The organism is Enterobacter sp. QK-SA4 (genome assembly GCF_056856775.1).
On record NZ_JBXFXH010000007.1, the window covers coordinates 3,815,131 to 3,828,550 of the forward strand.

9 protein-coding genes are annotated in these 13,420 nt (G+C 54.0%); all 9 read right to left on the reverse strand.

The annotated features are described in order from the left end of the window. Positions 1-16: 16 nt before the first annotated feature. Complete coding sequence (locus tag AC1VYI_RS20050) at positions 17-2,254, reverse strand: hypothetical protein (RefSeq protein ID WP_482882507.1); 2,238 nt, start codon at positions 2,252-2,254, stop codon at positions 17-19. 19 nt (positions 2,255-2,273) lie between these two features. Next, positions 2,274-3,884 (reverse strand): phage terminase large subunit, encoded by a 1,611-nt coding sequence (gene terL / locus AC1VYI_RS20055; RefSeq protein WP_482882512.1) that lies wholly within the window; start codon positions 3,882-3,884, stop codon positions 2,274-2,276. Further along, a complete protein-coding gene (locus AC1VYI_RS20060; protein ID WP_047359753.1) occupies positions 3,881-4,222 on the reverse strand; it encodes a hypothetical protein in 342 nt (113 codons plus the stop codon). The genes terL and AC1VYI_RS20060 overlap by 4 nt, the downstream gene beginning before the upstream one ends. A 64-nt stretch (positions 4,223-4,286) precedes the next feature. Then, positions 4,287-7,178 carry a hypothetical protein gene (locus tag AC1VYI_RS20065; RefSeq protein WP_482882515.1) on the reverse strand — a complete coding sequence of 964 codons (2,892 nt, stop codon included), beginning with the start codon at positions 7,176-7,178 and terminating at the stop codon, positions 4,287-4,289. Continuing rightward, positions 7,178-9,886 (reverse strand): transglycosylase SLT domain-containing protein, encoded by a 2,709-nt coding sequence (locus AC1VYI_RS20070; protein WP_482882516.1) that lies wholly within the window; start codon positions 9,884-9,886, stop codon positions 7,178-7,180. The genes AC1VYI_RS20065 and AC1VYI_RS20070 overlap by 1 nt, the downstream gene beginning before the upstream one ends. Positions 9,887-9,888: 2 nt before the next feature. Beyond that, positions 9,889-10,356 carry a hypothetical protein gene (locus AC1VYI_RS20075; protein WP_284955956.1) on the reverse strand — a complete coding sequence of 156 codons (468 nt, stop codon included), beginning with the start codon at positions 10,354-10,356 and terminating at the stop codon, positions 9,889-9,891. A 2-nt stretch (positions 10,357-10,358) separates the two neighbouring features. Next, a complete protein-coding gene (locus AC1VYI_RS20080; RefSeq protein WP_001619036.1) occupies positions 10,359-10,808 on the reverse strand; it encodes a GNAT family N-acetyltransferase in 450 nt (149 codons plus the stop codon). A 1-nt stretch (position 10,809) separates the two neighbouring features. Beyond that, a complete protein-coding gene (locus AC1VYI_RS20085; protein ID WP_232930732.1) occupies positions 10,810-12,798 on the reverse strand; it encodes a phage tail protein in 1,989 nt (662 codons plus the stop codon). A 1-nt stretch (position 12,799) separates the two neighbouring features. After that, positions 12,800-13,363, reverse strand: a complete 564-nt coding sequence (locus AC1VYI_RS20090) for a phage connector family protein (protein ID WP_232930733.1) — start codon at positions 13,361-13,363, stop codon at positions 12,800-12,802. Positions 13,364-13,420: the final 57 nt, after the last annotated feature.

The following is a 13,420-nucleotide window of genomic DNA, read 5'->3' on the forward strand; positions in this document are numbered from 1 at the left end:
GACGGCTTGATATCAATCACCAGTCAGAATAAACGATAGCTCCCCTTAAAAAATTCCGATATTTCAACACCGAGCCTGCGGGGAACACAAAGTGAATAGCAGCCATTTTTCCGGACGCATTATAATCAGCAGGGTTAAATCCAAACCTGAAAACTGAAGAACCATTTACCACATTGTTTACAATGTCCGTTATATTGTAACCCTCATCTGTTGCGCTTAAAAACATATTACCAACCAAGCTACTACCGCCATTAATCTGGTTAATTTCAACCCATCCTGAACAACCCTTTGAGTATTTTTGGGTTAAGCAGAGTACAGCATCCGTATTTTTAAATGCTATTCCGCTAGACTCCACTCCTGTTTGAGTGGTTGAGTGATCGCTGTCGCCACCACCTGTAGCAACGCGCGTTGGCCATGCATTCTTCGTTATAACAGGATTATCTGAAGAAGGGTCTGTGGGCACCATATCTTTAAGTAAGCTATCCAATGGCCATTTAGTGCTGCTGGATGTCCCTCCAAAAAGATACGTCTTTGTTTGTAGGTTTTTGTTGTAGATCTTGCTTGACAGGTCACTAACCAGTTTCTGAAGGCGTGAATTTGTCCGTATTCTGTCAGTTATTCCTGGGTCAGCCTCCCCGTCCCAAACGAAGGCGGCAAACTCTCCGTTACCAGCCGTACCAAAAACCTTACACCCTCCAACAACTTGGTCTATGTCACCAGAGATATTTGATCCGTTGAATAAAAAAGCACCTATGCAAGGGATTGTTCTTTTTACACCAGTCATCTCTGATATAACGCCGAAATCAAGGCGCATTTTATTTAGGTCTTGGGCAATCCTTTGTTGTAGGTTGCCGTTTGTTGCCGTTGAATAAGAATCTACGAAGGCTAAATCATAGTTTGTTGAGTACCATTGGGTAAATGGTCCACCGGGAGGGAGTTGGCATACCATCTGTAAAGTCTTATTGGTAACCCCACGAAGAACGTTTATTTTAGCGTCTTGATCGGCAACGCTGATACCTCTTGCACCAGGTTCGTCATAAACAGCGTACATATATACTGCTGGGTGACTGTCTATGCTTGCAATGAAAGCCGGCAAATCAGATTTTGCTAAAGGGTCCTGCTCTGTCCCAATGGATACTTTTAAACCAGCACTATGAGCATTGTCTAACATCTGAGCCGTGCTTCCAGCGCTATCAACTGAATCAGCAAAACCCAAATAATGATGTACAATATTGAAACCTAATGACTTTATATAAAGCATTTCTGCCATGTCGTAAGCTGAGCTTACGTAGCACATCATTATTCTTGTATCGGGATTTTCTTTAACTGTGGAGCTGGCAACGGTTACCCCTAGTGAATACCTTGTAACGTTTAATTTGAACCCTCCAAGTAGCTGCTGCCCCTTCGATTTCAAAACTTTAGACACCTTGTAAATCTTGTCTTTTTCCCCTACCACATCCTTACCAGTGTCTAGAGCTGCCTGAATCGCATCTGACCAGTCGTCAGACACAACGAGGTTCGCATAATCTTCAATGTAGGCAAAGGCATCGTTTTGTTTATTAAGCTTGTCGAGGTCAGACTGAACAGTGCCGCCTGATGTCGTTCCGCTTAGACCGGCACCAGTTGGTTTTGCAAGTTCAATCAGAACGTCTGATGCTGAACCTGATGCGGGTGAAACTGCAATAGGATCTCCAGCGGCATTGAAAGCCAGTAGCTTATTAGCTCTCATCGATACCGACGGCACCGCTTGCACTGTGTTTTCTGGGACTCTTAATGTTCTTGCAAGAGATACGCTCTCAACATATTTTTTTGTCGCTGCGTCTTGATCATTAACGGGGTCTGCCAGATTTGAAATCCTGTAGCCTTCTGCATCGAACGGACCGCCGAACAGAGGACGTTTCAAAGCAAGCCCCAGATGAATACCATAGCGCTGAATAGCCATCCACAGGCGATCAAAGTCCTTATTCACGGTATCAGCCAGCAGGTCACCGTTGTCCTGATAATCTGTCAGCCGATAGGTTGGGACCACACGTTCCAGCATCACAACAGAACCGGCTGCAGGCGGCGTCAGGAAAATAATATCACCACCGCCGACATTCCCTGCCCCGGATGCGGTGTACCCGCTGGTTACCGGTTCTCCGTTGATTGTGACGGTTATGTCGCCGGCGTTGATGATATAGAACTCGAAAGGAAAAACGGTCGTCAGACCGTTGGCGTTATAGATTATGTAGGGCGTCTGGTTAGGTACCGACATGATGTGAACCTCTGGCAGGTTAGTAATCGACGTCGACCAGATGATCTCCGTCACTTAACTGCCAATCTTCGCGCGCATGTCCGGTCGGAATCCCGACCACTTTCCCGATGCGTACAGGGGTCTGACTAATTGCACCTGCGCCAGAGTCGATAAAGTCATCCGGCTGGTTGGTCAGCGCCGGGTTAAAGTCGCGCATCTGGTCATATACAGGGCCGTCCAGTACATCGGTATGAGCCCACAGGAACCGAGAAGACAGCGGCGCTTCAAACGCATCAAGGATACGTTTCTGCTTGTTGGTAATGCTGAATTCTTCACGTACGCCGCACCCGGTCCCCTTGAGCGCCTGACGCAGCAATTTACCCGCGAAGCTGCCGGGGCCGTTTACCTCAACGCATACAACCGGGATCTGATATTTGAGCACCAGCTCTTTTATCTGTGCCACCTGGCCGCCCGTGATTTTGTCATTATCGTCAAACTCTGCCAGCTCCCCGGTAAGCTCCTGGCAGATGTGCCAGTACAAATGCCCTCTGGCATCCGTCAGCATCAGCGAGAATGCCGAAGCATCGGCTTTAACTTTACCTGTGGCCACATCCCACCAGGCGACAGCGCCAACAATTTGCACGTTACCCAGCCAGAGCGAGGCCGTACGGTTCGCATATCGAATCTGCGGGTGGATGTTGTATTCCCGGATGCGGTCAGGGTCGAGACGAACTTCACCGACGGGTTTACTGTGTAGCTGGTACTGGCTGTCCCACTCGTTAACAGTACGACATTCTTTACGGCGTAATTCCAGCTCTGCGCGGTCAAAACGTTCCGGCCATGCACAGCCCGAATAAAAATCAATAACTGTATCTGGAGCCGCGGCGAACTCGACCCCGTCGGCGGTTAGCTTATAGTCGACATCTTCAACAAGCAGGCGCGCAGCTTTGTGAATACCCGCAAAGACATACTCTGGCCGAAACGGCAGAACATAACGCAGCTGCGTGGCGTCTTTCGCCTCTATGCGTTTTTCTTTTTCAAACAGCTTAATGGTCAAGCAGTCGGCACCCGCGGCCTCCTGCTCGTCATAGAGGCTGTCATGCGTATGCGGTGTACCGATAAACAGTTTGCGGCCGCCAGGGATCAGAATGTGAGTCTGTTCGCTCAGACGGTAGCGCAGCTTTTCGCGAGCTTCCGGCGTCTGGATATTACCCGGCACCTCTACGTCATCATTCTGGCACTCATTCGCGCGGGAGCCGGTAACGTTCGACAGGATGCCTTTAGCGAACATGCTGGCGTTACGCATATCCAGCGAACCGTTAACCCACCATTGCTCAACCGTGCCGATACCGTCAGGTAACATACCTTTCGTCAAAGGGTGGTTGCGCAGAACGTTCTGCGTATCGCGGGAAGTTTTACGGGCTGTAGGATCGGATTCCGACTGGTGAAGAATGCGGTACTGACGATCGCAGTAGTATCGCCAGGCATTATAAACCGCAAGGATCGTTGATTTACCGAAACCACGGAAACAGCGAAGCACCGCGAGATTACCGCGATGCTCCAGCCAGTGGCAGGCCTTATAGTGACAGTCCGGTACATTCCACTGCATCCGTTCCGCCCACATGAGAAAGAAGGCGAGGAACGATATCATTTTTTCCCTTTCTGCAGGCGCTCAATAATTGCGGCCGCCTCTCGCTCAGCTTTCGATACCTGCTGACCCAGCGCAAAGGCTTCATCATCCTGACCAGGATTATCGGATGGTGTACCGCCGCGTGTCTGCATGCCAATCAGGGAGTGCACCTTAATCAGCAGTGTCAGTGATGCGGCTGCGTTCTTTTTATCCCAGTAGCGATCGCCGCGTTCATCTTTGGTCAGCTCGCTCGGCTTCTTCCCTGCCCCCGGCCAGTTCTCCGGATCGGCTTCTTCCAGCACCACGTCGGTGAGTTTATCGCTCAGTGCAGTAAGGCGTGTTTTGTAATCCTGATGCATAAAAAAGCCCCGTAGTGAATACAGGGCTATGATGGAACAGTCCAGAGGTCGGAATCCCGACCGATTACCGCATGCCAGGATCAACCTGATTTATCAGCGGCGCAATCCAGAACAGATTGTTACCCGGCAGCAGCGTGCGGACATTATGCAGTACCCGATCGCCAGCATCGCCATTTAGCACACCAGCGGTCACGTCAGTAATGGTATCGAGCAGGCCGAATGTCGGGCCAAGTGCAGAGCCAATAAAGCCGCGGCTGGCATAACGTGACTGTGTTCCGGTGCCGAGCAAAGCCCCCAGCCCTACCATACCGCCGGAGGCCTTTTCCGCCATATTGTTATATTCCATCAGCGGGCCGAGAATACCGGAGCGGTCAACACCTTCCAGTACCAGCTTATTCGGCGACCAGTCAACCTCTTTGCCATTTGCCGACTGTTTAAGCGCGTACGTCAGCGCGCCAAGCCCAATCTGAAAAGCGGTACCGTAATAAAACTGACCGGTTCCCTCCTGCAGGCCGCCCAGCGTAGCGCGGTTATAAGACGCGGTAGCGAACGATTTAAACTGGAAGATGGTTTTACCCAGCGGCGTACTGGCCCAGAGTGGCGTATCGCCGATGCCCGGGGTGATAACGGTGTTGTTCACATCCTTTAACACCGCCGACTGGAAGACGCCAGCCACATGCTGATCGTCCCATTTTTCAAAATTACCGATATGCCAGCCGTTGATTACCTCACCGTGTTTTTCGAACTCGCTGCGGATACGCGCGGCCATATTGTCGTTAATGCCGAGCTTAGCCAGGCGGCGGCCAGCGAACGTGCCGGAGAGAATGCCGTCGGACGTGATCATACCGTTTACCGATTTGTTCATATCGTCGAAGTGACCCATCAGCGTGAGCTTGCCGAACGCATCGGTGACGCGCTCCATGCCCGCTTCCACCGCTGTGGTTCGCGCGGAACTGTCCACCAGGTCACCCATCGTACGCGCGCGGGTATGCAGGATGGTTTCCAGCCCGACGGCCATTTTTAACTGTTCGGCGCGGCTGGCCTTAAATGCTGGTGAGCGGGTAATCAGTGCAGAATAACCACGCATGGTATTGCCGAACCCATTAACCATCACACCACGTGCCAGGTCAGGAATCGCGGAAACGGTCATTCCGCCCAGCTTGGTGACAAAGTTAGCGCTGCGCAGGAACGCGCCGGCGCGGACGAAAAATGATGATGGATCGTCCGGCATGCCGTAGGTGCCAGCCAGGCGGTCGCGTAGCGCGGTAATATCGCGGATATCGTTATCGCGGGCTTTCGCCAGCTTCGCCTGGTCTTTGGGATTCTGGCGCATCAGTGCATCGTATTCGTCCTGAATATCCTTGAGCTGCTTTTCCAGCGATTTGTTACCAAATGCGCGCGTCAGCTCCACCTCTGCCGATGCCTCGCGGATGTGACGCTGCAGTACATAGTTGGCGTCGCTCTCCAGATAGTCTTTCATCAGGCGATCAGGAACGCTGAGCGTACGTGACCGGGTGCTACCCGCCGCTTTCACCATAAAGACGTTTGCAAAATCCTGCGGAATTTTTGCACCGACAATTTTATTGATCGTGGCGTCAGCAGTAATTTCAGCCTCTTCGCGGGACATGGTTTTCTCACCGCGCGACCACCAGTCGACCAGCATGTCGCGGAACTTATCACGTTCGTTGACGATCTTGCCGACTTTGTAGACGCGCGGGAAATAACTCTCCTGACCGATGGCTTTAAGCTCCTCGTCAGGCGGCAGCAGGCCAAGCTTTTGCTGCGCCACCTTCACCCGGTTAACAACTGTGCGCATCGCCTGCGCCGCTTCCTGCACCACCGGGTTAGCATGCACATCGCCGCTGCGCATGGCGTTGCCTACTTCCTCGCGGAACTGTGAAAAGCTCAGGTCGCCCCCAGCGGCTTTATACTGGCTGTAGGCCTGCTTGTTCGTCACCACGACGGCCGCCTCTTCACGACGCCACCCGCGAACACGGGTTTCCGCCGCGATGGGTGTCTCAATGCCGCGGGCATTGCCCTGCAGTGTGTAGTTATTCTCTGCCAGCTCAAGCGCGGTGCGGCGGGAGGTTTTCGACGGCGACTCCATCAGCCGGGTAAACGGTGTCAGATAGCTCCCTGCCTTACGTGCCAGTTTACCGACCGGTCCACCAGCTGCCGGGGTGAGATCCTCGAGCGTGGCCTCGCTGATTCGCGCCGCGCCGACGCTGCCACCTTCGGGGAGGGAAGCTGCTGCCGTGTCCGTCGCTGACGTGATACTCATATTATCGAGCGCATCAGCCACTTCGCGCGTGGCCGCAGTGCGGACAGATGGCGATAGTGCAGCACCGGCTGCGGCAAATACACCGCTCATCAACGCACCTGCAGCGACGTGGGAAGCGCTTTCCCCCCACGTGCGGGTAATCTGCTGGTTATTCAGCGCAACCTCACTCGCTGCTGTTGCAGCTGCACCGATTGCAGCCTGTGACGCGATACGGGCAACCGCGCCGCCCTGCGCACCGGGGATAAACATAGAGGCTACGGTAACAGGGTCTACCACCCCGGCGGCAATACTGGCAAGAACACCCTCGCCGCCCGCCTCGGAAAGTACCCTGCGGTCCTCGTTTTCGTCGTCAATCTGTTGTTTCAACCAGGCGGTTTCTTCCGGCGAACGGGAGTCAGCAAAGGCGGATCCCCATTGTTCATAACCGTGCAGCTCGTTTTTATCAACATACGGATTGTACCCGTCTACCGGCTCGAACTGCTTAGCCGGGCGGAACATCTGCCCCAGCAGGTTATTCTGGCGAAATGCTGCGCCCCACACAGACGGCTCATCCTGCTGAGGTGCCGGATTGGTACCTTCAGGCAGGGGGACATCAAACCCGGAAGGTGCCGTCAGGACATTGCCCGCAGGCGTGAATCCGTTATTCAGTTCTTCAGGAGTGGCGTATACCGGCATTATTCAGTGCTCCACGAAAAGTAATTTTTAACTCTGTCCATACGCTCGTTGTGCAGGCGCTTATATTGTTCGTCGAGCGCGCGGTGTTTATCTTTGAACCCGCGAATATCCTGACCGCGTTGCAGCTCATTACGATCATGTTCTTCACGCTCTGACTGCATTTTTTTGTATGGCGCCCACTCTTCCAGAGACGGTTTCCAGCGCATCGACCTGCCGTACGAATCGTAGAATGGCTGTACCGCTTCGATACCATCCTTATCTTTTGTCCGCACCATGATGGCGTAATCGCCATTGCGGGCCGTCAGTACATCAGGAGTTATCTCCAGCTCTCCGCCAATACGCGATTCCGGCGTTTTGCTGGTCACAGGTGCAGCGCTACCGGAAGTAATACCAAGCTGCGTCGGGCTGGTGGTGATCTCGCCCTTGCGCTCACCGTACATCAGGCTCTCTTTTTCTTCTTTCCACTGTGCCGCCTGCCAGCCTGACGGACCGTAGTTATAGAGTGCCTCTGGTGCGTATTTCATAAGTTTGGCGTCGCCGTTAACCTCGCTGATACTCCATGTGCGGGCGATCTGCTGGTTGGTCATTTTCTTCGCCGCATCAGCATTACCGCCGGTGGTGCGGTAGTTGATGTCATAAAGTGACTGATAATCGTTGCGGAAGCGTGCTGCCTCCGGCGTCTGGTCGTCGGCAGATGGATTACCCCAGCTAAAGAAGCCAGACATATTGCTCACGGCAGAATCCATCGCTTTGCCGCGGTCTTTTTTGTACTCCTTGGTGCTCTGGGTTGATGCCAGCTGCGCTTTGAGCGCATCGGTCTGGTTGTAAGTCAGATTCTGCGCCTGCTCGATTGCGGTTTCGGACGCCATGCCGGAATCGGTAAGCTGCTTAACAGTAAGATAAAATCCCTGCATATCCTTTGGCATGTCGCCAACAGACTCGGGATCTGTGTCATAGAGACGATTAAATAACTCGGCCCCCTGACGGACCGCCTCAGGACTGCGCGCGCGGGAAATCGCCGATAACTGGGTGGTTACCTGCGAAGGAATGATCCCGGTCTGGGCCACCTGCTGTACGATCCCGTCGTGGGTGGTGGCGTCGTTAATCCGGAAGTTTTGCGCCGTTGGCGTAGCGTCGGCAGCTTTTTGCATGGATTTATTGGTAGGGTCAAGTTTTTCGCCCATAGACAGCGCTTCGTTAAAACGACGGGTATCACGCTGCGCCTGTATCACCTCATTACTTTTTTGCACCAGCGCGCCGAGCTTGCCATACGCATCAAGCTTGAGCGCATAATCAGGGTCATTTGCCTGAGGTTTTAGCTTTGCGATTTCTGCCTGCTGCTGTTCCGGGGACACGTACTGTATCGCCTGGAAGGTTTTGGCATTGTTGATCGCGATGTCGAGCTGCTTAACGGCTTTTGCCCCCTGCTCGCCGTACGCAAACATAATTGACGCTTTATCGGGCATCGCGTCAGGCACTTCCCCGTTGTACAGCTGCACCATCGTATTGTTCAGAATCGGGTCAATTTGCTCGCGCAGCGCCGTACGCTGCTCCCGGATTTTTGACTCGGCAATGTTATCGATTTTGTTGACAGAAACAGGATCGAGGCCTGTTTTGTTTTTACGGTAGCGGGCCAGCCATCCGCGAGTTTCAGAGGGCAGCTTGCTGATAAACTCAGACTCAGAAATTTCACCCTTGCGCGGGTCGCCCACTTTGTCTATCAGTTTATCGACATTACCCTGCCCCCAGTTGTAAGCTGCACCTGTTAGTGTTTCTGAGCCGTATTTTGAATACAGTTCGCCCACATAATCTTTCGCCAGTTGCGCATGCTGCTCAGGGTCATTTGGGTTGTACTCAACTCCGCGCTTGGCCGCCAGTTCTTTACCCGTATCTGGCATTAACTGGTACTGTCCCTGAGCCCCCTTAGGCGATGTGATGATGCTGCCATCGCTTTTGAAATGCTTGCCGCCTGATTCAACAATACCGATGGCGCGCATATCCATAGCGCCGGAATCTTTCACCGGGAAATCGCCATTTAACCAGCCCTGTGGGTTGGTCACCGCGTAGTTCTGGGCTCGCTGGTCCATTGCTCGCAAATTGGCCTCAGAAACCGCCTGGTCTATTTGCTCCTGTGACCACCCCTGCGCCTGGCCATACAATGAAATCGAGTGCTGGCGGGCACCGCGAATTAATGCGGCCGCCTGCGGATCGTCAAACGCCCCCGCTTCCTGCTCCACGGAAGATTTTACCGTCGCGTCCAGCTGCTGGCGCTGGGCCTGCTCGGTCTGGCTACGTTCAAAGCTGTTATAAGTGCTGGCTCGGCGGATCTGACCCGCTTTCCACTGCGCGTCAAAATACTGCAGCTGGCTCTGCGGTACGCGTTTACGGGCCTCTTCATAGTCGGAAGAGTCCTGTTTATCCATGTCCAGACCAACGCCGGAAGACTTGAACCCCTGCCGGGTTACCAGCGCGCCGGTCTCCGGGTTTTCCCAGCGGTCACTGGATTTCGCATCAAGATCGGTAAGAATGGCCTGGGTTGCCGCCACATCCGCTTTATCCTGCGTGCGCTGTACCTCATCCGCAGTCTGACCTATAGCTGCGCCCAGACCTGCGACTGCGTTACCTATTTGCCCGACATTACTGACACTGACGCGGGTAGGATTCGCCTGCGGCGTAACGTTACCAAAATTACCCGTTGGAATTCTCACGGTTATTTACTCCCTGCTTTTTTCCAGCCGTTATATGCGGTACCGCCCGCGCTAAGCACAGAGCTACCCGCGCTGATGTAGCCAGATGTTGAAGCGTTACGGCCAGAGATACGGTCAGCGGACGCCTGAGAATTCAGTCTGGCGCCCTGATTTGTACCGTTCAGAATGGTCTGGTAAGCATCCTGCTCAGCATCGCCAACGATATCGGACTGAATACGCAGCGCCGTGCCTTCCCCCGTGTCCACACCAGACCCTGCAAGAGAAGCTCGCGCTGCAGCTGCCTGTGCTCGTCCAGCTTTACGGATGCGATCGGCTTCCACCCGTGCAGCTGCCTGTGCAGCCTCGGCATCAGCTTCCGCCTGTGCAGCCTGATAGTTGGACATTTTCTTTTGCTGCTGCCCGCTATAAACCGCACCACCAGCCGCAAGAACTGATGCGCCGATCGCCGCAATTTCTATGCCAGTGCACATCGTTACACCTCTTTGGAATAAAGCAGACCGGTACGCGACAGGCCGAGACGTGAATACAAATCGCCGGTGCGTTCTTCATGCACGCCCGTGGTGATCCCCATGTTTATGAGCGCAGCGCCGTGCTCTTCAGCCCAGGTGATAAATGCTTTAGCGAGACGCGGTCCCGCAGTGCCGCCGCGATGCTCAGGAGCAATGAACAGCCCATACTCAAACGCCATCAGCTGGCGGCTGAACCATTGCTCAGCAATCCCCCCGGCCAGCCAGCCGATTACAGCACCGTCTTTTTCGACCACCAGCAGACAACCGGCGGGGGACGAAATAAGGTTGCGGGCGAGCTCTGCGCACTTTCCTTCATCGAAGGGAGAATTCCGCGAATAGCGGGACTCGATATACATCCGTGCTCCCAGCTCGATCAGCGCCGGGATATCCCCGGCCGTTGCGTTACGTACCATGTCAGCCCCCGTTACTGGTGAATGTGAAAATAATGGCAAGAAGATGGAATGGCAGCGGCTGGCGCTGCTGGATAAGCAGGGTATCTTCTCCGCGTTCCCAGCCGAGTTTTCCCCAGTAGTGATCGCCGGTGAATAATGGAGCGGGCTGGTTGAGGATTTTTGGCCCGAAACGGCGGAACGGAATAACCTGGCCGTTGCACTCCGCGCCAGTCGTTTCGAGGAAACGCATAGTCACTTCGCTGGTGCGTTTTCTCGCATTCTGTGTCGTACCCTCAGTGGTCTGAACTTCAGGCGTAAGCGTTTCGATCGTGCTTTCAAAGTGCAGGCCAATTTCCACGCTTTTCGCCGGTCGTGATAGGGTGATCTGACCAGAGGAAACGATGTACTGCGGCATAACCGCGCCGTCGGCCACCACATCAACCGTCTGGCCCTCGAGGTGCGCAAGCCCAGACCATGTCGCAGAACCGGCGCTACTTGTTCCGGTTACTGCAGCATCCGTATAGAGTTTGCTGTCGAACACCTCGACATAACGTACGGTCTGGCCGTTTATCTCGCGACGGACGATCGCATATACCACATCGTCAGCCTCCGATGGGATGGTCGCCACCGACTCAAACGCGCCATCTGTAACCTGACGTGACCATGCAATTACATCCTGACCACGGTCGATAGCCATCGTGACCGCAGCGCCATCAGCCCGAACCATCCAGATAAACGCATCTGGCTGTTGCTGATAAGCCATATCCAGCACACCACCCGCTGTGATGTGTTCGGCCAGCACAGTCATATCGTTGGCTGAATAGGAAACAAAGCTGTCGGGATCGTAAGCTACAGCGTAAAGTTTACGTCCGGCGCGCTGCACGAACATAATTTCGGTACCAACGCGAACCGGGCGGATCCCGTTGCAACCGTACGGACTTGGATTTTTCACCGAAATATTGGTCGGCGTAATGGCCGCATCATTGCCGGAGGTGATCGTAAACTCCCCGCCGTAGGTCAGCGCAATCAGGGTATTCATCTGCGCCAGATGCACAATCGGGTTGAGCTGGTCAGAAGACAGCGTGAAGCTGATCGCGTCATCGTCCTCGGTACCAATCTCAAAGGACAGGTAAACGCCCGTTTCGCTCCACCAGATTGTTTGCGGATATTTTGGCGAACCCGCCAGGACAAGACGCTGCTGGTATAGCGTCACTGCGCCGGGGTACCCAAATTCATTGGTCCAGACCGTGTCCTCACGCGTCCATGAACCCGGTGATGCCGCCTGCGTGGCGGTTAAGTCACTGCGGATAGTACCAACGGCAACCTGCGGGCTGGTGATGCTTTTAATCAGTACCAGACCGCCATTAAGGCGAACGTATGAGCCCACGTCCTGAGCAACCCAGCCGCCCCCCGTAAATGGAGGTGTTGGGTTGGTGCCTGGATCAGCGTCGCTCAGCGTGAGCGTAATTTCAGAGCCCACGAATTCTTTTACGGACGGCTTACACCACTTCTGCGGTGTATCACGCACCTCGTCGAATGGCTCAACGATAAATGGTGCTGGCTCGAGTACCCAGTCGGTTTGGCCGCGTCTCTGGAGGCGGTGAGGCTTCACAGACTGATGAACCAGAAACATGGTGTCAGCGCCCTGGACATAATTCACTGCGGGCAGCATATCGGCGGTGTATGGGCTTGCGATTTCATAAGGCGTATTGTCGCCGTTAACCAGCTGCTTACCGTTCTGATAAATGCGCATGTAGCCGTCGCCGAATTCAAGCATGTAGGCCTGAGAACGGTTGAACACGTAGGGAATAAGGCGGGATTTTTTATTGCCGAATTTCGTGGCCGCCGCATATCGGGTGCCAGGTCTGCGGACAACACCACCCTGCACGACCACTACCGCGTTTTCGATAATCTTCGCGCCGTTGGCGTAGCGGGCAATATCAACGCGCCCCATCAGGCGTGGGGAAACTTCGCCAGCGGTAAAATTGGTTTTTATAAGGTTCGCGCGCATGTCAGAACCTCGACTCATAAGTTGGATAGCCGCCCAGCTCTTCCGGCGGTTCTTCCTGACCATCGACGGCTTTTGCCTGTTTCAGCAGGAATGAGGCCTCCTGCGCCAGGCTATCACGCAGGCTGGTGGACCCGGTCACTGCATATGCCAGCTTGGACTGCATCGTCATTTCAGCAACATCCACCAGCGCGGCATCCCATGTGGACTCATCCTCATTACGGTAGATATAACGCAGACGAATCACATCGACGTTAGTCAGCAGCCTGCTCCCCTCAATCCGGTAATCAATATTGTCATGTGGTTCGCCAACGGACAGGACGCGAATCAAGTCCCCCGGAAGGGAAAACTGATAACCGTACCCAAAAACAGGTGCAGCGCTGACAGGCGAGAGCACAACGCGTTTTATCGCGCAGTTCCACGGGTGAGCGCGGAGTAATTTATTGCGGACAGTAGGGTAAAGGTTGGCGCAAAGACGGGCATGATCCGTGTCTTCGTCGAAATCATTTATCGGGTGAGCACCCAGCGCAAGAAGTGCGTTTGAGCAGATCGATACACTCGAAGTCATGGCAGAACCTCAGATGAAAAAAGGCCGGGGGAATACCCCGGCAAACACACCAGCGGC